The following is a 19,443-nucleotide window of genomic DNA, read 5'->3' as shown; positions in this document are numbered from 1 at the left end:
ATCTATTAAGGGAAACGCGGGAATTTCTTGAAGTCAGGCGTGCGTTTTTCCTTGAACGCATCGCGGCCTTCCTTCGCTTCATCCGTAGTATAGTAAAGCAATGTCGCATCTCCGCCCATTTGCTGCAAACCAGCAAGTCCATCTGTATCCGCATTAAGAGAAGCTTTCAAGAAACGCAATGCTGTCGGAGACATGGAAAGCATCTCTTCACACCATTTAACTGTTTCTGCTTCCAGCTGATCCAATGGAACAACTGTGTTGACCAAGCCCATATCCAATGCTTCTTGTGCATTGTACTGACGGCATAGGAACCAAATTTCGCGAGCTTTCTTCTGGCCGATGTTACGTGCAAGAAGACCAGCGCCATAACCAGCGTCAAAGCTTCCAACACGAGGGCCAGTTTGGCCAAAGATTGCGTTATCAGCAGCAATCGTCAAGTCACAGACAACATGAAGCACATGTCCGCCGCCAATTGCATAACCAGATACTTCTGCAACGACTGGTTTCGGAATAACACGAATCAAACGCTGCAAATCAAGTACATTCAAGCGAGGAATTTGATCTTCCCCTACATAGCCGCCATGACCGCGTACCTTTTGGTCACCGCCGGAACAGAATGCTTTATCGCCGACACCTGCAAGTACGATAACGCCGATGTTTGAGTCGTCACGTGCGTATGTAAACGCATCAATCAGTTCATTTACCGTTTGCGGACGGAACGCATTGCGAACTTCCGGACGGTTGATTGAAATTTTTGCTATTTGATTGTATTCTTCGTACAAAATGTCTTCGTACGTACGGGTAGCTTCCCATGTAATTGCCATTATGATTCCTCCAATATATCCGCTTCATTATGAAGCAAGTATCTTCTTACTATTTTATCAAAGATTCGCGGTTGTTCAACATGGACGCAATGACCGGCCGATGCAACGATGTGTAATTCTGCTGCAGACAGCCGTTTTTCCATCTCCTGATTGATACCGACGAATTTATGATCCATTGATCCAGCAACTAAAACGACTGGTTTATCCAAATAGGACAGCTTGTCCCAATAGGAGTCTTGTTTGCCCGTTCCCATAGTCCGTAGTGAACTTGCCAAACCGGTTGGTTGCTGCGATAAGCGTTCTTCCCTGATGATCTGCTGGATAAACTCAGGCAAGTTTTTTTGTGTATCAAAAAGCGGGATGTTCTCCCAATATTTCACAAACTCCTCTAAACCATCCGTTTCAAGCCGACTGGCCAGCCGTTCGTCCTGTTTTTGCCTGGCCAGCCTTTCTTCTTCTGTTCGCAGCCCGGGGGATGCACTTTCCAACAGTAGTTCACTTACTCTATCCGGATAACGGCAGGCAAAGGCAATTGCCGCCCTGCCTCCCATAGAATACCCGAGCAGCTTAACGTCCGCAATTCCTTGTTGGACAAGAAAATCAGCAATATCATCCGTAAACCGGTCCATTGTCAGGTCATCCTCAATGGCAGTCCTACCATGGCCCGGCATATCCACAGCGATCACATGATGTTTCTCACTCCATGATTCCAGGAAAGGCAGCCACGTTTGATGCGTGCCAGTAAATCCATGAAACAGCAGGAGTGTATCTGATGCTGAATCACTGCCGCTTTCGATATAGTGAAACCTAGGCATGATCAGTATCCAAATAATCCAGCAGCTGCCGCTCAGCTTTCTTCCATATTTCACGGTGCCAGCTAACATTAGCGTCACGCTCGGTACGCACCTCGATGATATGCATGCCCTTTTTATTATAACTCTCCTGCAAAGCATTGGAAAATGCTGCACGATCATCTGCCAGTGTATAAGGCAGCTGATATAAATTGGCTGTATGCGCAAAGTCCAAGTTCGTAGGTGTACCGAAAAGTGCCTCAAAATGAGCTGCCTCCTGCGCTTGCGGAAGGAAGGAGAAGATACCTCCGCCATTATTGTTGATTACAACAATGGTGAGATCCAGACCATAATTGCGGCCTAGCATCAGCCCGTTCATATCGTGATAGAAGGAAAGATCCCCGATTACGAGTGTAGTGCGCTTGCCGCTGGCAGCAACACCCAACGCTGTGGAAACAACACCATCGATACCATTTGTTCCGCGGTTGCACCATGGCTGTATTCCTTTATCTGTTGCAAAGAAGAAGCTGTCCAAATCACGGATCGGCATACTGTTACCAACGAACACATGACTATCCTCCGGTGTTTCACGCAGCATGTCCTGCACAGCTATTCCCTCAGTCAGCTCTTTTGTTTCCATATCATCATGCAATACGTCCTGCGCGATGCGGTTCATTTCCTGCCATGTTGGCAGCCATGTTTCCCTCTTAGCGGCAGGAATTATTGCTAACGACTTACAAAGCTTAGCCGGATCAGCATAAATAAATTGCGTGTCCACCCCGACTGGTTCACGGTAGCCTGCATGTTTCTCTACTACAATATGGTTATTGCCGGTATATTCTTTCATAAGAAATAGATATGGCTTGGAAACAGGCATAGCACCAAACCGGATAATAAAGTCTGGCTGCAGCTTTGCACGTACTGATTCCGATTTCAGGATCGTATCATACGTTTCAATAATAACATCCTTCGCATGTGCACCGCTTCGTAATTGCGATAACGGATCTGCCAGGATTGGCAGCTGCCACTTCTCCGCAAAATCAACGACTGCATCCGCAAATCCTTTATCCTCCTGCGGACCGACTACGATCAAGCCTTTTTTAGAGTTTTCAAGTATTTCGGCAAACTGCTGTACAAGGGTTGCGTCCAATTGTGCTGATCCATACAGAGCAGGCTTTACAGCTGTTTCTCCTGAGGTCCATATGTTCTCAATGGTAAAATCAGGTGTAAGCGGCTCGCGGAACGGAAAATTAAGATGCACTGGACCTGGATTTCCTTCCAATGCCTGCTGCATCGCTCTGCCCGCTTGCTGCTGTACATATCGCAACGCAGCCGGATTCGATTCGGGCAGCATCATCTCATGGAACCATTTGACGAAGCCGCCATACATCTGGATTTGATTGATGGCCTGCGGCGCACCTACATCCCGCAGTTCATGCGGGCGGTCAGCTGTCAAAAGAATCAATGGGATACGACTGTAAAAAGCCTCGACAACTGCAGGCATATAGTTCGCTGCAGCAGTACCTGATGTGCAGACAAGCGCTACCGGCTTTTGGCTTTCCTTCGCAAGACCGAGCGCGAAAAATGCAGCGGAGCGCTCATCCAAATTCACCCATTGCTTCATTTGCGGATGCTCGGTCATCATAAGAGCTAAGGGTGTAGAACGAGAACCTGGAGAAATAACGACCTGCTCCACACCGCTTCGCCAAAGTGCGTCCACAAAATGTCCAACATATTTGGTCAATGTTTCAATATGACTCATTCTGATACCTCCAAAGCTTCCAGCATCGGACGGAATTTGATTGCCGTCTCTGCGAATTCCATATCTGGATCTGAATCCTTCACGACACCACAGCCTGCAAATAGCACAGCCTGCTTCCCGTTCAGCAGACCAGAACGGATAGCAACGGCTGTATCACCATTACGATAGCTGTCTATCCAGCCTACCGGCGCACCGTACCAGCCTCGTTCAAGCGGTTCTTTCTTTTCAATGAAATCCAATGCTTCCTGCTTTGGCAAACCGCCCAGCGCAGGTGTTGGATGCAGTTCCTGTACAATCTGCTGCAGCGAGGCTCCAGGCAGGAGTGTGGCAGAAACCGGAGTATGCAAGTGCTGAAGCTGCCGCAGTTTCAATAGCTGCGGTCCCTCAGGTACAAGCAAGTCCTTGCTGTATTTGCTGATTACATCGGTAATCATCTTCACAACGTATTGATGCTCTTCACGGTTTTTACTATCTTGCAGCAGCGCATTTCCGATCACTTTATCATCTGTCTCATTTTTACCGCGCGGAGCAGTTCCAGCGACACAGCTTGTATGCAGTGTGCCAGACTCAACACGCACCAGACGCTCCGGCGTTGCCCCAAGGAAACATGCTGAGCCATTTTCGACAGCAAAAATAAAACTGTCCTTTTGGGTGTCCAGCAAATTCCGAAGCACACCCGCTGCCTGAAGCTTTTCTTCAAATTCAAGTTTCATCGCCCGTGCCAGCACGACTTTATCCAATTCAGTCGACTTTATTGTGTCCGTTGCTTCTTTAACTAATCGCTTCCACGCTTGTGACTCAAGCTCTTCTTTACTAATGAGCTCAGTCTGCAGTACAGGAATATCATTTTCAGAGAACAGCTGCTCAAGCTGCTCAAGTATACTGGTGATTTGACTCTCGATATTTGAGCTGTCCACTAATTGATTGATGGTTACATAATATTCTTTTTCCGTTTTGGTCAAAGTAAAAGCAGGTATGCGATATTGTGTATCAGGAAAGTCCTGCCACAGCTCACGTTCGCGCTCCTGCTGAAAGTTCATTCCACTGAAAGCAACAGGACCTGTACCAGCTATCGCAGAAAGATTGTGAACAACTGCACTTTCTATAACATGCTCCCATTCTTCTGCAGTGCGCATATCCAATATTGCCGATCCTGCACCAACCAAGCAAAAATCATCTTTTTGGCTGTACCAGAAATGGCGGTTTCCTTCCAAAGAAGAACCGTTAGCAAAGAAACGGAGAGGATCTATCGCTCCGACTTTCTCAGTCCAGCTGACAAGTATTTGCTGTTGCTGCTTAACATTAACAGCAGCTTTTCGAAGAAAAGACTCGAAATCTGTCTTATATTGTTGAATCATATTTTCCGACCTCCACATTACTGCAAGGACAATTAGTTCGTTTACGTTCATTTTCTGATGTCCTTCCCTATTCTATTCCCTTTTTCGCCGATAAACAAGGAGTAGCACTTGATAACTTATTTTAAGTAAGCAATTTGCGTTGACATGCTATCTTTGTTTCCCTAAAATTAATATGATATAATGCCCTGCATTTTTAAGGAGAGAAAGTATTATGCAATCCATCGGTAACGATAACGTGCGACAAGCACTTAATGAGCGCGAAGGCTTCCAAATTTGGTGGCGTCTCATGCGTCCTCATACTTTGACAGCTTCCTTTGTGCCTGTCTTTATAGGAACGATGCTCGCTGCATTGGACGGCAAGATCAACTGGCTGCTTTTCGGAGCTATGCTGCTTGCTTGTATGCTGATCCAATGTGCGACAAATATGTTCAATGAGTATTATGATTTTGTACGCGGACTGGATAATGAACAGTCTGTCGGAATCGGCGGTACGATCGTACGTGACGGTATCAAGCCGAAAACCGTTTTGTCACTTGCACTGACATTCTATGCTATCAGCATGCTGTTAGGCGTGTATATTTGCATGGAATCCAGCTGGTATATCGCCTTAATAGGATTGGCATGTATGCTTTGCGGTTATTTGTATACAGGTGGTCCATATCCGATTTCCTATACACCTTTTGGTGAATTGACATCTGGTGTTTTTATGGGTGCTATCATCATCTGCATCACCTATTACATTCAGACGTTGACGCTTACTGGAGACGTCGTTTTGATCAGTATCCCAGTGACTATTTTCATCGCGTGTATCAATTTTGCCAATAACCTGCGTGACCATGATGGTGACAAAGTGAACGGCAGAAGAACAGTAGCTATCCTGCTCGGACGTAAAAAAGGTGTTACCTTCCTTGGTATTTGTTTCATCGTCAGCTATGTTATTACTGCTGTGTTCATTGCTGTAGGATTACTTCCAATTTGGGCTGTCATTACATTCCTGAGCATTAAAAAAGCCCGTGATGCTTACCGGGGTTTCATCGGCAAGACAATGCCGCTTGAGATGATGCCTGCAATGAAAGCAACGGGACAAACGAATACGATTTATGGTTTATTGCTTGTGATTGCTTTACTGATCCAGCAATTCGTACCACTTTCATTCTAATTTAGAAGCGGGCATCCTGCCCGCTTTTTTATATAGGTTTAATACAGACTAGTACGGGAAATACATTACCATACAGAAAGCAGGTTACTATTATGGACTTCTCAGAAACATTAATGGAGCAGCTGCAAATGCGGGTGGTCGAAGCAAGCAAGGATCAGGTTGTGATGGAAATGCCCGTCGGGCCGCATAACCGGCAGCCAATGGGTTTCTTGCACGGAGGTGCCAGCGTAGCTCTGGCAGAGACAGCAGCAAGTATCGGCGGCAACCTGCACGCAGACCCATCAACACAGGCGGTGTTTGGGCTGGAGATCAATGCAAACCATATTCGCAGTGTCCGGTCCGGTATCGTGACTGCGGTCGCTTCTCCCATTCATATTGGAAAATCGACGATGGTATGGCAAATAACCATTTCAGATGAGAATAAGGACCTGCTCTCTATCGCCCGCTGTACGCTGGCCGTGAAAACGAAAAGGCACTAAAGGAGATGGAATGAAAATGGATAAAAATAAATTGGATTATTTCCGCAATCAATTGCTTGCAATGAAGGAAGAAGCAGAGGAACAAATTAAAGGGAATGACAGCTATAACAGCGCCAAGGAATTCCCTAATGATTCCACCGGGGAAATATTGAAGATGCACTAGACCGAATCGAAGAAGGCACTTACGGAGTAAGTGAGAAATCAGGCGAACCTATTCCGGAGGAGCGGCTGAAGGCTGAACCGACTGCCCGTTTACTTGTAGAGGAACAAGCTGAAGTAGAAGAAGCAAGAAGAGCTTAAAAAAGAGCATAAGAAAAGGCACCCTCGCAGGGTGCCTTTGTTAATTGCGGCGTATAAAGCCGTGCGGCCACATCCGCACGTGTCTAAGACGCGCTTTACCGACTTATGCAATTCAGCTCATCGCTAGACTATTGTAGCATGGACTACCCTTCTTTGCAACAACTGTTTTTAAGACATAAAAAAAGCTCCCAAACGGGAGCTTCTCTTATGCTGCAGCTGTTCTTTTACGCTTTGCAAACCAAGGTTTCAGTTTAGCAAATAGCGGTACGAATACAATCGCAATGATGATACCTTTCAAAAGGTTAAACGGCAGGATACCAGCAATGACTGCTGCCCATTTTGCATCAGCGCTCATCACAGGAGATCCTAAGAAGATGCTATATAGCGGCAGGACAACAAAGTAATTCAACAAACCCATTCCGACTGCCATGGTAACTGTACCCGTAGCCAATCCTGAAATAAGTGTTTTCTTGCCTGCTTTGAATTTATGATAAAAATATGCAACCGGCATTACGAAAAGCATGCCTGCCAAGAAATTCGCTACGACGCCAACCGGGTCACCAGCACCTGTAAAGATAAGATATAATAAGTTCTTGATTGCCTCGACAGCAACACCTGCAAGTGGTGAAAACAGCAGTGCTGCAATCAGTACCGGAATCTCACTGAAGTCTATCTTCAAGTAAGGCGGCAGGAATGGTAGCGGGAAATTCAGCAGCATAAGCACCATGCTGATCGCTCCCAATAAAGCGAAAGTGATTGTTTTAGTTAACTTGGATGAACGCATAATCGTTCTCCTCCTTCATCTTGTTTATCGATTCTAACTCTTGATGAAGGGGAAGCTGCCTATCTACGTTAAAAAGCCCCGGAGCATAATGCTCCGGGGCTTGGAATATACGCAAATAAGCATGAAGATGTTAAACATACGGATACCGTATGGAAACAAGGATAGCCCGTTCGGCATCCCTCTTCTGCTTCGTATCTTCTCCCATCCAGACTTTCACTGTCGGTCCCGGACTTGCACCGGATCAGCCGCAGAACTATGTTCTGCGGGTCACGGACTTCAGCAGTTTCCTGCTGTCACCGTCGGTCGGGAATTACACCCTGCCCCGAAGATAGAATCGATTTAGTTTTGTTATTATATTATAACTGCTTTCTGCGCATTTGCAACCCCTATGCTCACAGATCCAATGGATTCAAGCTTTCTTCACCTGTCAGGTTTGTCAGGAATTTTACCAATAGATCGATCTCCTGCTGGATGACCTGCAAACTTACTGTTTCTACTGGGGAGTGCATATAGCGAAGCGGCAAGGATACGAGCGCAGTCGACACGCCTTTACCTGAATAGCGCATCTTATCTGCGTCCGTTCCGGTAATGCGGGGCGTCAATTCGTATTGCAGCGGAATATCCAGTTCCTTCGCTGCTTGCTCCAGCAAAAGATTTGCTTTACGGTTGATAGGTGCCCCCTTCGCCAGCACAGGACCCCCGTCCAAGCTGACATCCACTGCTTTCCGCTTATTGACACCTGGATGGTCGGTCGCAAATGTAACGTCACAGGCAATTGCTAAATCCGGCCGGATACCAGCTGCTGCGAAGTACGCACCACCCATATTCGTTTCTTCATTCACTGTGCTGACTGCATATACGCCAATATTGACGTTCTCTTGCTTAAGCCTGCGGACAACTTCTCCTACGATGAATGAACCTGTACGATTATCCAGACCTCGCCCAGTAACATAACGATCCATCAGCACTGATGGCTGCCGCTGGTACACAATCAAGTCACCTACTTGCACGTATTGCTCCATTTCCTGTTTAGACTTAGCTCCGCAATCAATATACAGATCTGGCAGTTCAAAGTCTCCCTTTACGCCTCCGAGATGCATCGCATTTACACCTACGACACCTGGAATCGTCTTGTTATAGCCTATGACCTGTACGGTCATACCAAGTGCAGCTTTTGCATTGAAGCGTCCCATTTCATCAATCTGCAGGAAACCGTTTTGGTCTATCCCCGTTACGACCATCGCAATTTCATCACAATGACCAGCAAGCAGCACTTTGAATTCTGCATCTGGATTCACTACTGCAATGGCATTACCTGACACATCTGTACGCATCTCATCTGCGTATGGAGCATATTCCTTCATCCACTTCTTCTGTATATCCATTTCATAGCTGGACGGAGATGCCGTCCGCAGCAGCTCCATTAAAAATTCCTGGTTCTCTAGTTGCATATCTTCTATCCGCCTTTTTTATGTAGTCTTCTATCACTGTAGCATATTAAGAGGCTTATTTGTTTAGTTTATCCTATCGCTCGGGTAAACTAAACATCAGAAAGGATGAGGCACATGACGACATTAAACGAATGGTTTGAAAAAGGTATTAATATCGATGCGTATTTGGACTCCATGCAAACACATAAAGAAAATACAATGCATATCTACGATCACTACGAGCTTCCAGCTGACACAGAGTTTTTCAACACACTCCGCTCCCAAAAACTGCGAGCTATCGTACTGACAGAAGACTGGTGCGGGGATGCCATGCTGAATTTGCCGATTTTCTATCATATCGCACAAGCCGGAGCAATCGATGTTCGCATCCTTCGCCGTGATGAGAACTTGGAATTGATGGATCAATACCTGACTAATGGTAAAAGCCGTTCCATTCCAATCATCATCTTTATCAACCAAAATGGAGATGAAGTTGCGAAATGGGGTCCGCGAGCTCCAGAACTGCAAGTTTATATTGATGAATCCTTCAGCAGTCTGCCGGATAAGGATGCACCTGAATATGAGGAAAAACGCAGCCAAATGCTCACTTTCATCACAAAATCCTATCGTGACAATACAGACTTCTGGCAGCGAGTCTATGCAAGCTTGAAAAGAGGCCTAGAAGAAGCATAAAAACATCCATCTCGGATGTTTTTTGCTTTGTATTAAATTACTGCAGGGGTACAGTTGCTATTCAAAATAAAGTATCCCATATTAAACAAATCGGCTCTCCATTTCAGCTAATAGCTTACTGTTAGGTCCATATTCAAGCAGCTCATAATATAAGCCTAGTTTGGATAGCTGCTCTGCCCGCCGAAAAATCTTTTCCTTATCATCAGCTTCATACGCGCACAGTACTTGTTGCAAGAAAACCTTGCTTATCTCACTTATTCCAGCAAAATCGATAGCTGGATCACCGACATGCATATCACTGAAATCAATGATACCGACTTGGCAGGACGATTCCTCCCACAATATATGCGCTGATCGTAAATCTCCATGCACAACAGCGGTACAAACTGGTTCTAATTCCGCAAACAATCAATCTTTCTGTGTAATTAATGACAAAAGCAGGCAAACTCGGATAAAAGCTGCTTATTCCTTCTAAAAGCCGATCATAATAAGATTTGTCTCGTTTCGGTAACCTGTACATGGAAGCATCCAGTTGATGGAGTTTCGAGAGAAAGGCACCCAGCTGACTCGCTGCCACCTCAAGAACTATATCTGACATGTTTGCAGATATAGGATGTCCCGGTATGTATGGATAAAGTACAGCTTCGCTTCCCTTCGGAGTCGTTAAGATAGTGAATGCTGGCAGTGCAATGTTTGTTTTAACTTGTAAATCCTTGAGCAGCTTCTTCTCTTCCTGATTGACTGCTCCACTCTTCTTCGGCACTCGTAATACCCAGCTGTTATTCAGTACATAAACGTCATGATCCCAGCCCATATCAATAGTTTCTACATGCCAGATTGCTTCCTGCAAGTAGCCTTCCAGCCAACCTGCCATCATTTTATCCAAATCTTCCCCCTCCTGTCCGTTTAAACAATCTGAATAAACATATACTAACAAAAAAATGAGGAGGGATAGTATGGTCACGCAGTTTCTGCGACGTTTCTATTTCCGCCTTCCCATATTTGTCCGTCTTTTCTCCACTATACTTATCGTGATGGTGATATTCGGAATATGCATGCGCCACATAGAACCGGAGCAGTTTCCCACCTATTTTGATGGTGTCTGGTGGGCATTCGTCACCGCATCCACAGTCGGCTATGGGGATTTGATCCCCGAAACATTTTCCGGTAAGATTCTTGCGATTGTCCTTATCCTCTCAGGAGCGGGTCTTGTCACTTTTTATTTGGCCACTATTGCTGCTGGAACTGTAAAGTATACCCAGGATCTTTCGAAAGGACTAACCGAATTCAAAGGAAGCAATCATATAATCATTATCGGCTGGAATGAGCGGGCCAGGGCACTGCTTGAAAAGCTGACCGAAAAACATCCTGAACAATCTGTCGTCTTGATTGATCAGTCATTGACTATGCTCCCCTACCGGGAACACCCTTTGCACTTCATCCGCGGCGACGCTTCTGAAGATAAGACTCTTCAAAAAGCGAATATCCAGCATGCCAAGACCGCTATCATCACTGCCAACGCTGGCAAAAACGAGAAACAAATTGATTACATGACGATTCTGACGACGATTGCCTTGCGGGGCAACAATCCAAAGCTTCACATTGTAGCTGAAGTTCTGACATTTAGTCAAAAGGAAAATCTACGACGCGCAGGAGCAGATGTCGTCATTCGATCTAACGATTTTGTGAGTACATTGTTTTTCCACGAAGTGTATCATAAAGAAAAGAAAAGTCATTTGGAACTTCTTTTGCATTTTCTGCGAGAACAGGAAATCAGAATCATCTCCCTGCCCAATGAATTAGCGGGTAAAAGCTACTTTGAAGCTAGTCGTTATTTTGCCCGCAAGGAAAAAACGGTAATCGGCTATATGCGAGGAGAAAGTATGGATATGAACCCAGACTTCCAGGAACCGATGCATCAAGAGGACTGCATCATCACCTTACAGCATATCGAATAAAAAATCCCTTCTAGCCTTAATGGCTGAAGGGATTTTTTATTATAATCTTTTTTCTAATTTTGCTTTCTCTTCTTCATAGCCAGGTTTGCCAAGCAGCGCAAACATGTTCTTCTTATAAGCTTCCACTCCTGGCTGATCGAACGGATTCACACCAAGCAAGTAGCCGCTGATTGCACAAGCTTTCTCGAAGAAGTATACAAGATACCCGAAACTGAAGGAATCGAGTGCTGGAACTTCTACGACTAAGTTTGGTACGTCACCATCTGTATGAGCAAGCAATGTACCCTGGAAGGCTTTATGGTTCACTTGATCGACCGTTTGACCTGCAAGATAGTTCAGTCCATCTAGATCTTCCTCTTCCGCTTCTATCGTCACATCAGAGACCGGCTGTTTCACATGTACGACTGTTTCGAACAAGTCACGACGGCCTTCCTGTACGTATTGACCGAGGGAATGTAAATCGGTAGAGAAGTTAGCAGATGCCGGGAACAACCCTTTCAAATCCTTCCCTTCACTCTCTCCGAACAATTGCTTCCACCATTCATTGAAGTACTGCAATGACGGTTCATAGTTCACAAGCAGTTCGATATTCTTGCCTTTGTTATACAGGACATTACGAATAGCTGCGTACTGATAAGCCGGGTTCTCCTTCAATTCGGATACAGAAAGTTCTTCCTGCGCCTTTTGTGCGCCTGACATGATGCTGTCGATATCGACACCAGCTGCCGCAATTGGCAATAGTCCAACTGCTGTCAGGACAGAGAAACGGCCGCCAACATCATCAGGTATGACGAACGACTCGTAGCCTTCTTTGCTGGCAAGTGTTTTCAGAGCACCTTTTGCCTTATCCGTTGTGGCATAAATACGTTTGCGTGCTTCATCCACTCCGTATTTTTCTTCCAGGTACTTCTTAAAGACACGGAAGGCAATTGCTGGTTCCGTCGTCGTACCGCTCTTGGAAATGACATTCACGCTGACATCTTTGCCCTTGATCGCATCAAGCAGCTGATTCAAATAAGGGGCGCTGATGCTATTGCCGACAAAGAATACTTGCGGCGCTTTGCGGTCTTCTTTGGAAAGTACGTTGAAAAAGCTGTGCGTCAGTGCCTCGATCGCCGCACGGGCGCCAAGATAAGAACCGCCGATTCCGACAACGAGCAGGACATCCGAATCTGATTGGATCTTCGCTGCCGCCTGCTTGATACGAGCGAATTCCTCTTTGTCATAATCTGTCGGCAAATCAAGCCAGCCAAGGAAATCATTGCCGGCACCTGTTTTATTATGTAATTGGTCATGCGCAGCCTGTACGAGCGGTGCAAGGTAATCAAGCTCCTGCTCCCCGATATATGGCATCGCTTTCTTATAATCGAATCCGATGTGTGTCATATTCATCCTCCTTGAAACTGCTTACTACTGCAACTTTACCGAAACTGGACAAGTAAAGCAAGAATTGTTGCAGGAATATAATCAGCCAACAAAGGCATGCTAATAAAGATTTATCATCCCGCTTCATGAAATGGAGGTTATGCAGTTGAATATGGTACAGCGTATCGCTCTTGTTCTTGTCATAATCGGCGCGATTAACTGGGGACTAGTCGGTTTATTCAACTACGACTTGGTTGCAGGTATCTTTGGTAACGGCAGTCAAGCTGCTGCTTTTCCACGGATCATTTACAGTCTTGTCGGCTTGGCTGGTCTTGTGTCGATTTCCGCTCTGTTCCTTGAGCGCAAAGAAGTGGAAGAAGCGTCAACTACCAAGGCATAAACGGATAAATCAAAAAAGACCCCCTTCAATGGGGGTCTTTCTAATTATTTGCGGTTGCCTTCAGTTTGTTTGATCCAGTCTTGAAGTTTATCCTTCAACGTATTGAATCCTGCTGGAGCATCCTCAGAAACAGCTTGCTTCTGGCTGCTAGCTTGCTGCTGTTTTGCAGGTGCTTCTTCAGTAGCACGGATGGAAAGGGAATATTTACCGCTTTCTTCGTTGATATCAAGGATTTTAACTTTAACTTCATCGCCCACGGATAGGTGCTCATTGATGTCTTTTACGAAACCGTGAGTCACCTCGGAAATGTGAACCAAACCTTGAACCTGCTCATCCAATGCAACAAACGCACCGTAAGGCTGGATTCCTGTTACTTTACCTGTCAATACTTGTCCTGTTTCGAACTTCTCTGCCATACTAAACAACTCCTGATTTTTTCTACTTTTATACGCAATAAATAATTCTATCACAGTAAGTTGGTTTCGGCAAAAATTTATCTAAGTATGATTTTTTTATCGGAACAGGTTTGCTAGTGAGCAATTTGGGCAATACATAGTACTGTAAGACTTTCTCGTATTCCCCCTGTAGGCAAAGCGATCCGTATCGCTTTGCTATTTTTTTTGCATATAAAGTATGAAATGACCGAGACTAGAATTAATTGCAGGCAAAGGGGCAGCTAGAATGTCTTATTCGAACCATACCTTCCATTACAAAAAAATAGCTATCGATTACCGTATTTACCCTTCTCACAATACTGACTCATCACGTACAATCCTTCTTCTTCACGGTTTCCTTGCCTCAGGAAGCTGCTTTCATCGCATGATACCCGAGCTGCGTCAACGTTACCAGGTAATAACATTGGATTTCCCTCCCTTCGGAAATAGTGAAAAATCATCTGAATTAGCTTTTTCCTATGAAGACTATACCGACCTTGCTGCATCTCTTCTTGATCACTTGCAAATAATGTATCTGGATATTGGCGGTCACTCCATGGGCGGTCAAATTGCTATGCGTCTCGCTTATTGCTACCCGGAACGTATTAATAAGCTATTTCTATTTGCACCATCAAGCTATATGCTGCCAACGGACACGTTTTCAAGCATGATCGCTTCTGCCAGCATCTTCCCTGCGATTATGCAATTCGTATTCGAAGCTACCAGCGTCGTCGGTTTCCTCCGCCACCTTGTTGCAGATCCTGAAAAGGTCACCCTTCGGATGGTGATTGCATACAGCATTCCCTTTATGGCCAAGGAACTTTTTCCAAGTCTGGCTCATTTTATCCGATCACGAGGCGGCGATTTGCCGAATGACAGCCTGCAGCAAATAAAAGCAAAAACAATCATTTTCTGGGGAAAAGAAGACCCATTACTGCCTCCTTCCATTGGCTATCGGTTGCTTGCAGAGCTGCCCCATGCGACGCTCCATATCCTGCCTGATGCCGGTCATCTCCTACCCGAAGAAACACCGGAGACGATTGTTTCGTATATAGAATGATCAAGCCTTTCGCTTTTCGAAGCATTTCTTTATATAATGGGAAAAGAAATGATGGAAGGAGTACGGACTATGCATAATTTCGAAATAGTACATGACCGCAGAAAGACGCGGTCCGTCAAATGGGACAATCTCAAAGCATTATATGGAGGAGAAGATGTTCTGCCAATGTGGGTCGCAGATATGGATTTCCAGGCGCCTCAAGCCGTGATAGATGCCTTGAAGAGCAGAGCTGAACACGGCATCTACGGTTACACAATCACAGATGCGAGTATTTCCAAGACCGTATCCAATTGGGTTGAAAAACGTCATGGCTGGCGCATTAAGCCAAGCTGGCTTCTATACAGTCCGGGCGTCGTGACGAGTTTGCATATGGCCATCCAGACATTTACCGAACCTGGTGAACAAGTTGTGATTCAAACACCTGTCTATGCTCCTTTTTACAGTGTGGTTACAGCTCATGATCGTGAAATCGTCGAAAACCCTCTCCTTGAAGAGAATGGCACATATCAAATGGATTTCGAACACTTGGAGACATGTTTCCGAGAAGGAGCAAAGGCGATGATTCTTTGCAACCCGCATAATCCAGTTGGACGTGTCTGGACGATAGAAGAGCTGGAGCGCTTAGCAAAGCTGTGCGAGACCTATGATGTTTTGCTCCTGTCAGATGAGATCCATGCTGATTTGATTCATGAAGGATATCAGCATATACCCATTGCTTCCTTGTCTGAGGACATGGGCAAACGGACGATCACATTCCTTTCTCCGTCAAAAACATTCAACTTAGCAGGATTGCAGGTATCTTACAGCATCGTTCAGCAGGAAGATATGCGTCAGCAGCTGCAGGAGACGTTCTCGAAGCAAGGCTTCCATATGCTGAATGCGATGGCAGTTGCCGCAATGGAAGCTGCTTATACTGACGGTGAGGAATGGCTGGAAGGACTGCTGGACATACTGGCCGTCAATCGAAAGCTGACGGAAGAAGCATTGGCAGATACTTCCCTGATCCAAATTGCACCTCTGGAAGGCACCTATTTGATGTGGCTGGATTGCCGCCAGATGCAGCTGGAACAAAATGAATTGATGGACTTCTTTGCCAAGAAAGCGAAACTCGGATTCAATGATGGCATTCAGTTCGGAGAAGCGGGTGCTGGATTTGTTCGGATGAACATTGCCTGTCCGCCTGAAACGATGCGCGATGCCCTGCAGCGGCTGACAAACAGCCTTAAGGAATTCGAGGCAGCAAAATGACTATGGAAATCGGCAGCGTCGTAAAAGCACGCTACAAAACTGGTTCCTATGTCGGAAAAATCAAAGAGGAACGCGGCAAGTTCTATTTGGTGGAGATACTGGCCGTTCTCAAGCATCCACAGCAAGGTGATCTGCACCATCCAAAGGAAACAGAAGATGTTTTCTTCCATGAACGCCGCGCATTGGCTCAGCATGAAAAAGCGAATATACCGAAAACAGCTGTATCAGAATTTGCAGACGAAGTACCTGAGTACTCCGCTTCTTTACGTACTGCACTTCAGCAGCTTAGAAACGATTTAAAGGAACAATCCGCCTCGCGTTATCAAGAACTCGCGCTTGCAAACGTTGATACACTGGAAAAGGATTACTTCAAATAAACAAAAAAGGCAGGAGCTTAGCTTCTGCCTTTTTTCAGTCTTAAGAGCCTGGCACTTTCAGATTACGTTTTTTCGTCACAGGCTTACCAAAAATCTTGTTTGTTACCTGCGGGGCAAATTCGAACAGCAATACACCGATGAAGGCTGCCAGGACAATGTAGATGCCAGCAAATACTTTTGCCGTACCCATTGCAATACTGGCTATTACAACACTGAATTCTCCTCTGGCACATATAGACAATCCGCCGCGGAAAGCGACTCGCTTCGGCAATCCGTACATCAATCCTCCAAAGTAGCCTGTCATCACTTTGGCTGCTATTGTCCAGATCAGGACAATCAAAAGCAATAACGGCATTGGTACACCGTCGCCGAAATCTATGGTTGTTCCAAAATAGATGAAAAACGTCGGAAGCAGCAAATCTCGAATTGGTATCACAGCATGTTCCACACGCTCGATTTTACCTGATTCCGCTAAAATCATCCCAGCCAGGAAGGCACCCAGCACCTCGGATAATCCAAGGTAGACAGCAAGCCCGCCATATGTCAAAGCTATCCCGATCAACAGCACAATTTTAAAGTCCTCGTCTTCCAGCTTATCCATGAAGGTATCAAATCTGCGGAAGACTGTTTTGCTGAGAACAACTGCCCCTGTAGCTAGGGCAAGTATTTTCAGCACAAGATACACAGCACTAACCGGATCAAAGCTTCCCGAGCTGCTGATACCAATTAGCACAGCTACTAAAATCGGCGCGATGATATCCTCGAAAATAAGGAGTGCCAATATGAATTCTGTCTCCATATTGGCCATTCTGCTTCTGTCATCCAGCAGCTTAGCAGTAATGGAGGAGCTTGTAGCATATGCTACCGCACCAATAAGGAATGATGTAAACAAATCAACCTTCAAAATGAGGCATATCCCCATCGTAACACCAAGACTTAAGGCCACATCCAGCAGTCCGGTTGACCAGATTTTCTTAGCTATTCCGCCAAGTCTCGAAATACTGAATTCTAAACCGAGCACAAAGAAAAGCAAAACGATTCCAACCTCACTGGAAAAGTGAAGAATCTCATTATGAACGAGCAGATCAGCAAGAATGATGCCAAACAAGATATACAGAATGACATTAGGAAAACGGATCTTGATGGAAAGAAAACCCAAATAGAAAATGCCGAGCAAAACAAGGCCAGCTCCAAGCAGCGTTGGAAGCTGCACACTCAAGTCTGTTCGTCCTTACCTGCACAAAGGTCGATCATCGCATCTATTTGTACTTTCTTTCCAATGGACATCAGTACGTCCCCAGGATGCAAAACTGTATCCGGCTCGGGAATAGCAATTGTCTCATCACCTTGGATGATCCCGATAACAGTTACCCCGGTTTTGGAACGTACCGCAGCTTCACCTAGCGTCTTATTCGCAATCTCTGATGATTCCGATAATTCAATGTAATCTACGATGATTTGCTTACGAAAGAGCTTCAGCTGATCGGTATCAACTGGCTGATACGTTGCACCTAGAAGCTGTGCGCCTAGTTCCCGTGTTTCATCCGCTGTCAAATCCATTGCGAAATCCGCTTCATCATTGGAAGCATCCTCGAAGAAATACAGCTCCCGTTTGCCAGAATGGTGGACGATGATGACAACCATCCCCTCTTCTCCAGTGCGCAGCGTAATTTTGCTTCCGATACCAGGAAGCTGTGATATATGACATTTCATCAGCCAGGACTCCCCCTACGGTGTATTAAACTCCTTGAGAAAAGTATAAAAAAAGCCGGAGAAAATCTCCAGCTTTTTCGATCAGCTCAAATGGTTTTCCAACACTTCCTGGATACCTTCTAACGCTGCTTCCTCATCATTTCCGTCTGCTGTAATAACAACCTGTGCTCCCTGCGGTACACCTAGTGACATGACACCCATAATCGATTTCAAGTTCACTTTTCTTTCTTTGTATGCAAGCTCAATCTCAGAGTTGAACTGGCCGGCTTTATTAACGAGCAGCGTAGCAGGTCTCGCATGGATACCTGTTTCGCTAGTAATGGTGAATGTTTTCTCTTGCATCGTAATTCCCTCCAAAGCAAATAGCTCATGTATGTAAATGTGAAAGTGGTAACATAATTATTATAGGAGAAAAGAAAGCGGTTTTAAATAAATATGCCACTTTTTTAAGTTTAAAAACAGCTTCTTGGCAGAAGATTGAGTTTCTCCAGTATTTATGGTAATTTTGACACATCTAGAAAAAGGAGTGCTGTCATGAGTGTACATATAAATGCAGAGGCTGGCCAGATTGCAGACAAGATCCTGCTTCCTGGCGATCCGCTTCGCGCAAAATACATCGCCGAAACATTTTTAGAAGATGCAAAGCTTTATAACGAAGTAAGAGGAATGTATGGCTATACTGGTACATACAAAGGAGAAAGAATCTCCGTTCAAGGTACTGGTATGGGTGTCCCTTCCATCAGCATCTATGTAAATGAATTGATTCAAAGCTACGGTGTGAAAAAACTGATCCGTGTTGGTACTGCCGGCGCTATTCAGAAAGATGTAAAAGTTCGTGATGTAATCTTAGCATCCACGTCGAGCTCTGATTCCCAAATAAACCGACAGGAATTCGGCACAGTCGATTTTGCACCTACAGCTGACTTTGATTTGCTGTTGAAAGCCTATCAGGCTGGACAAGCAAAAGGCTTGAATATCCGTGTTGGCAACGTGTTTACAAGCGATCGTTTCTATCGTGACAACACATTGGAATTCTACGGAAAATTGGCAGATTACAAAGTCTTGGCTGTCGAAATGGAAACGACTGCACTCTACACGATAGCTGCGAAACATGATTGTCAAGCGCTATCTGTTCTTACAGTCAGCGATCACATCCTCACTGGCGAAGAAACAACTGCCGAAGAACGTCAGACTACTTTTGGCGATATGATGGAAATTGCATTGGATGCAGCAATTCAGGCATAGAAGGAGGCTTCTATGCCTTTTTCTTTGTCTACATTGTAAACCTCAGTAAAATTCAAGTTGACA

The 19,443-nt window shown here is 45.3% G+C and carries 24 protein-coding genes and 1 riboswitch; of the genes, 11 read left to right on the top strand and 13 right to left on the bottom strand.

Annotation, left to right across the window (positions count from 1 at the left end; translation table 11 throughout):
• Positions 1 to 5: 5 nt before the first annotated feature.
• Genes menB through ACH6C1_RS06095 form a run of 4 tightly spaced genes read right to left on the bottom strand, consistent with a single transcriptional unit; the run spans position 6 to position 4,735 of the window.
• The gene (gene menB / locus ACH6C1_RS06110; RefSeq protein ID WP_038565044.1) at positions 6 to 824 is read right to left on the bottom strand and encodes a 1,4-dihydroxy-2-naphthoyl-CoA synthase; all 819 of its coding nucleotides are present in this window, start codon (positions 822 to 824) and stop codon (positions 6 to 8) included.
• Positions 824 to 1,639 carry a 2-succinyl-6-hydroxy-2,4-cyclohexadiene-1-carboxylate synthase gene (menH, locus tag ACH6C1_RS06105; protein WP_374075477.1) on the bottom strand — a complete coding sequence of 272 codons (816 nt, stop codon included), beginning with the start codon at positions 1,637 to 1,639 and terminating at the stop codon, positions 824 to 826. The genes menB and menH overlap by 1 nt, the downstream gene beginning before the upstream one ends.
• Positions 1,632 to 3,377 carry a 2-succinyl-5-enolpyruvyl-6-hydroxy-3-cyclohexene-1-carboxylic-acid synthase gene (menD, locus tag ACH6C1_RS06100; RefSeq protein WP_374075475.1) on the bottom strand — a complete coding sequence of 582 codons (1,746 nt, stop codon included), beginning with the start codon at positions 3,375 to 3,377 and terminating at the stop codon, positions 1,632 to 1,634. Before menD ends, menH begins: the two co-directional genes overlap by 8 nt.
• Complete coding sequence (locus tag ACH6C1_RS06095) at positions 3,374 to 4,735, bottom strand: isochorismate synthase (protein WP_374075473.1); 1,362 nt, start codon at positions 4,733 to 4,735, stop codon at positions 3,374 to 3,376. Before ACH6C1_RS06095 ends, menD begins: the two co-directional genes overlap by 4 nt.
• A gap of 211 nt (positions 4,736 to 4,946) precedes the next feature.
• Here ACH6C1_RS06095 and ACH6C1_RS06090 point away from each other — a divergent pair, with 211 nt between their 5' ends.
• The 4 genes from ACH6C1_RS06090 to ACH6C1_RS06075 all read left to right on the top strand — a co-directional run bounded on the left by ACH6C1_RS06090 (position 4,947) and on the right by ACH6C1_RS06075 (position 6,673).
• Positions 4,947 to 5,894 (top strand): 1,4-dihydroxy-2-naphthoate polyprenyltransferase, encoded by a 948-nt coding sequence (locus ACH6C1_RS06090; protein WP_175074694.1) that lies wholly within the window; start codon positions 4,947 to 4,949, stop codon positions 5,892 to 5,894.
• 92 nt (positions 5,895 to 5,986) lie between these two features.
• A complete protein-coding gene (locus ACH6C1_RS06085) occupies positions 5,987 to 6,373 on the top strand; it encodes a PaaI family thioesterase (protein ID WP_095224295.1) in 387 nt (128 codons plus the stop codon).
• 16 nt (positions 6,374 to 6,389) lie between these two features.
• Positions 6,390 to 6,536: a hypothetical protein gene (locus tag ACH6C1_RS06080; protein ID WP_374075470.1), complete on the top strand. Its 147-nt coding sequence runs from the start codon at positions 6,390 to 6,392 to the stop codon at positions 6,534 to 6,536.
• Positions 6,521 to 6,673 carry a TraR/DksA C4-type zinc finger protein gene (locus tag ACH6C1_RS06075; protein WP_374075597.1) on the top strand — a complete coding sequence of 51 codons (153 nt, stop codon included), beginning with the start codon at positions 6,521 to 6,523 and terminating at the stop codon, positions 6,671 to 6,673. The genes ACH6C1_RS06080 and ACH6C1_RS06075 overlap by 16 nt, the downstream gene beginning before the upstream one ends.
• 205 nt (positions 6,674 to 6,878) lie before the next feature.
• Here the strand turns inward: ACH6C1_RS06075 and ACH6C1_RS06070 are convergent, their stop codons facing one another.
• Both ACH6C1_RS06070 and ACH6C1_RS06065 read right to left on the bottom strand, forming a co-directional pair.
• On the bottom strand, positions 6,879 to 7,457 hold the full coding sequence (locus tag ACH6C1_RS06070) for an ECF transporter S component (RefSeq protein ID WP_374075467.1): 579 nt from the start codon (positions 7,455 to 7,457) through the stop codon (positions 6,879 to 6,881).
• Positions 7,458 to 7,646: 189 nt separating this feature from the next.
• Positions 7,647 to 7,791: riboswitch (FMN riboswitch) on the bottom strand.
• A 58-nt stretch (positions 7,792 to 7,849) separates the two neighbouring features.
• Positions 7,850 to 8,908: a M20/M25/M40 family metallo-hydrolase gene (locus ACH6C1_RS06065; protein WP_374075465.1), complete on the bottom strand. Its 1,059-nt coding sequence runs from the start codon at positions 8,906 to 8,908 to the stop codon at positions 7,850 to 7,852.
• A gap of 114 nt (positions 8,909 to 9,022) precedes the next feature.
• On the opposite strand from ACH6C1_RS06065, the gene ACH6C1_RS06060 reads away from it, so the two are divergent.
• A complete protein-coding gene (locus tag ACH6C1_RS06060) occupies positions 9,023 to 9,580 on the top strand; it encodes a thioredoxin family protein (protein WP_366247456.1) in 558 nt (185 codons plus the stop codon).
• A gap of 81 nt (positions 9,581 to 9,661) precedes the next feature.
• On the opposite strand, the gene ACH6C1_RS06055 is transcribed toward ACH6C1_RS06060, so the two are convergent.
• Both ACH6C1_RS06055 and ACH6C1_RS06050 read right to left on the bottom strand, forming a co-directional pair.
• Positions 9,662 to 9,922: a hypothetical protein gene (locus tag ACH6C1_RS06055; RefSeq protein ID WP_374075462.1), complete on the bottom strand. Its 261-nt coding sequence runs from the start codon at positions 9,920 to 9,922 to the stop codon at positions 9,662 to 9,664.
• A complete protein-coding gene (locus ACH6C1_RS06050; protein WP_374075595.1) occupies positions 9,885 to 10,457 on the bottom strand; it encodes a phosphotransferase in 573 nt (190 codons plus the stop codon). Before ACH6C1_RS06050 ends, ACH6C1_RS06055 begins: the two co-directional genes overlap by 38 nt.
• Before the next feature lie 79 nt (positions 10,458 to 10,536).
• Between ACH6C1_RS06050 and ACH6C1_RS06045 the strand changes: the two genes are divergently transcribed.
• Entirely contained in the window at positions 10,537 to 11,538 is a 1,002-nt protein-coding gene (locus ACH6C1_RS06045) for a potassium channel family protein (RefSeq protein ID WP_176465812.1), read from the top strand.
• Between the two features lie 39 nt (positions 11,539 to 11,577).
• Here ACH6C1_RS06045 and ACH6C1_RS06040 read toward each other — a convergent pair whose 3' ends face one another.
• A complete protein-coding gene (locus ACH6C1_RS06040) occupies positions 11,578 to 12,924 on the bottom strand; it encodes a glucose-6-phosphate isomerase (protein ID WP_374075460.1) in 1,347 nt (448 codons plus the stop codon).
• A gap of 145 nt (positions 12,925 to 13,069) precedes the next feature.
• Here ACH6C1_RS06040 and ACH6C1_RS06035 point away from each other — a divergent pair, with 145 nt between their 5' ends.
• A complete protein-coding gene (locus tag ACH6C1_RS06035; RefSeq protein ID WP_095224303.1) occupies positions 13,070 to 13,303 on the top strand; it encodes a DUF378 domain-containing protein in 234 nt (77 codons plus the stop codon).
• A 44-nt stretch (positions 13,304 to 13,347) separates the two neighbouring features.
• Here ACH6C1_RS06035 and yugI read toward each other — a convergent pair whose 3' ends face one another.
• A complete protein-coding gene (gene yugI / locus ACH6C1_RS06030) occupies positions 13,348 to 13,719 on the bottom strand; it encodes a S1 domain-containing post-transcriptional regulator GSP13 (RefSeq protein ID WP_095224304.1) in 372 nt (123 codons plus the stop codon).
• Between the two features lie 265 nt (positions 13,720 to 13,984).
• Between yugI and ACH6C1_RS06025 the strand changes: the two genes are divergently transcribed.
• The 3 genes from ACH6C1_RS06025 to kapB all read left to right on the top strand — a co-directional run bounded on the left by ACH6C1_RS06025 (position 13,985) and on the right by kapB (position 16,422).
• Positions 13,985 to 14,797: an alpha/beta fold hydrolase gene (locus ACH6C1_RS06025; protein ID WP_374075457.1), complete on the top strand. Its 813-nt coding sequence runs from the start codon at positions 13,985 to 13,987 to the stop codon at positions 14,795 to 14,797.
• Between the two features lie 69 nt (positions 14,798 to 14,866).
• Positions 14,867 to 16,045, top strand: coding sequence for a MalY/PatB family protein (locus ACH6C1_RS06020; RefSeq protein WP_374075455.1), 1,179 nt, complete (start codon positions 14,867 to 14,869; stop codon positions 16,043 to 16,045).
• Entirely contained in the window at positions 16,042 to 16,422 is a 381-nt protein-coding gene (kapB, locus tag ACH6C1_RS06015; protein WP_374075453.1) for a kinase-associated lipoprotein KapB, read from the top strand. Before ACH6C1_RS06020 ends, kapB begins: the two co-directional genes overlap by 4 nt.
• Positions 16,423 to 16,462: 40 nt before the next feature.
• On the opposite strand, the gene ACH6C1_RS06010 is transcribed toward kapB, so the two are convergent.
• The 3 genes from ACH6C1_RS06010 to ACH6C1_RS06000 all read right to left on the bottom strand — a co-directional run bounded on the left by ACH6C1_RS06010 (position 16,463) and on the right by ACH6C1_RS06000 (position 18,477).
• On the bottom strand, positions 16,463 to 17,635 hold the full coding sequence (locus ACH6C1_RS06010) for a cation:proton antiporter (protein WP_374075592.1): 1,173 nt from the start codon (positions 17,633 to 17,635) through the stop codon (positions 16,463 to 16,465).
• 2 nt (positions 17,636 to 17,637) lie between these two features.
• Positions 17,638 to 18,135, bottom strand: coding sequence for a cation:proton antiporter regulatory subunit (locus ACH6C1_RS06005; protein WP_095224308.1), 498 nt, complete (start codon positions 18,133 to 18,135; stop codon positions 17,638 to 17,640).
• Positions 18,136 to 18,216: 81 nt separating this feature from the next.
• The gene (locus tag ACH6C1_RS06000) at positions 18,217 to 18,477 is read right to left on the bottom strand and encodes a phosphocarrier protein HPr (protein WP_095224309.1); all 261 of its coding nucleotides are present in this window, start codon (positions 18,475 to 18,477) and stop codon (positions 18,217 to 18,219) included.
• Between the two features lie 192 nt (positions 18,478 to 18,669).
• On the opposite strand from ACH6C1_RS06000, the gene deoD reads away from it, so the two are divergent.
• Positions 18,670 to 19,380 carry a purine-nucleoside phosphorylase gene (gene deoD, locus ACH6C1_RS05995; RefSeq protein WP_038564986.1) on the top strand — a complete coding sequence of 237 codons (711 nt, stop codon included), beginning with the start codon at positions 18,670 to 18,672 and terminating at the stop codon, positions 19,378 to 19,380.
• Positions 19,381 to 19,443 lie beyond the last annotated feature (63 nt).

Origin of the sequence: Terribacillus sp. JSM ZJ617 (assembly GCF_044383785.1) — a bacterium.
Classification (GTDB): Bacteria; Bacillota; Bacilli; order Bacillales; family Amphibacillaceae; genus Terribacillus.
Note: the sequence above shows the minus strand (reverse complement) of the source record. Positions and strands in the feature narration are given on the sequence as shown.

Bases quoted from the DNA above. Each gene is read 5' to 3' on its own strand.
- deoD (WP_038564986.1), top strand. From the start codon at position 18,670: ATGAGTGTACATATAAATGCAGAGGCTGGCCAGATTGCAGACAAGATC.
- kapB (WP_374075453.1), top strand. From the start codon at position 16,042: ATGACTATGGAAATCGGCAGCGTCGTAAAAGCACGCTACAAAACTGGT.
- ACH6C1_RS06070 (WP_374075467.1), bottom strand. From the start codon at position 7,457: ATGCGTTCATCCAAGTTAACTAAAACAATCACTTTCGCTTTATTGGGA.
- ACH6C1_RS06045 (WP_176465812.1), top strand. From the start codon at position 10,537: ATGGTCACGCAGTTTCTGCGACGTTTCTATTTCCGCCTTCCCATATTT.
- ACH6C1_RS06090 (WP_175074694.1), top strand. From the start codon at position 4,947: ATGCAATCCATCGGTAACGATAACGTGCGACAAGCACTTAATGAGCGC.
- ACH6C1_RS06065 (WP_374075465.1), bottom strand. From the start codon at position 8,908: ATGCAACTAGAGAACCAGGAATTTTTAATGGAGCTGCTGCGGACGGCA.
- ACH6C1_RS06000 (WP_095224309.1), bottom strand. From the start codon at position 18,477: ATGCAAGAGAAAACATTCACCATTACTAGCGAAACAGGTATCCATGCG.
- ACH6C1_RS06085 (WP_095224295.1), top strand. From the start codon at position 5,987: ATGGACTTCTCAGAAACATTAATGGAGCAGCTGCAAATGCGGGTGGTC.
- ACH6C1_RS06005 (WP_095224308.1), bottom strand. From the start codon at position 18,135: ATGAAATGTCATATATCACAGCTTCCTGGTATCGGAAGCAAAATTACG.
- ACH6C1_RS06025 (WP_374075457.1), top strand. From the start codon at position 13,985: ATGTCTTATTCGAACCATACCTTCCATTACAAAAAAATAGCTATCGAT.
- ACH6C1_RS06080 (WP_374075470.1), top strand. From the start codon at position 6,390: ATGGATAAAAATAAATTGGATTATTTCCGCAATCAATTGCTTGCAATG.
- yugI (WP_095224304.1), bottom strand. From the start codon at position 13,719: ATGGCAGAGAAGTTCGAAACAGGACAAGTATTGACAGGTAAAGTAACA.
- ACH6C1_RS06050 (WP_374075595.1), bottom strand. From the start codon at position 10,457: ATGATGGCAGGTTGGCTGGAAGGCTACTTGCAGGAAGCAATCTGGCAT.
- menB (WP_038565044.1), bottom strand. From the start codon at position 824: ATGGCAATTACATGGGAAGCTACCCGTACGTACGAAGACATTTTGTAC.
- ACH6C1_RS06040 (WP_374075460.1), bottom strand. From the start codon at position 12,924: ATGACACACATCGGATTCGATTATAAGAAAGCGATGCCATATATCGGG.
- ACH6C1_RS06020 (WP_374075455.1), top strand. From the start codon at position 14,867: ATGCATAATTTCGAAATAGTACATGACCGCAGAAAGACGCGGTCCGTC.
- ACH6C1_RS06060 (WP_366247456.1), top strand. From the start codon at position 9,023: ATGACGACATTAAACGAATGGTTTGAAAAAGGTATTAATATCGATGCG.
- ACH6C1_RS06095 (WP_374075473.1), bottom strand. From the start codon at position 4,735: ATGATTCAACAATATAAGACAGATTTCGAGTCTTTTCTTCGAAAAGCT.
- menH (WP_374075477.1), bottom strand. From the start codon at position 1,639: ATGCCTAGGTTTCACTATATCGAAAGCGGCAGTGATTCAGCATCAGAT.
- menD (WP_374075475.1), bottom strand. From the start codon at position 3,377: ATGAGTCATATTGAAACATTGACCAAATATGTTGGACATTTTGTGGAC.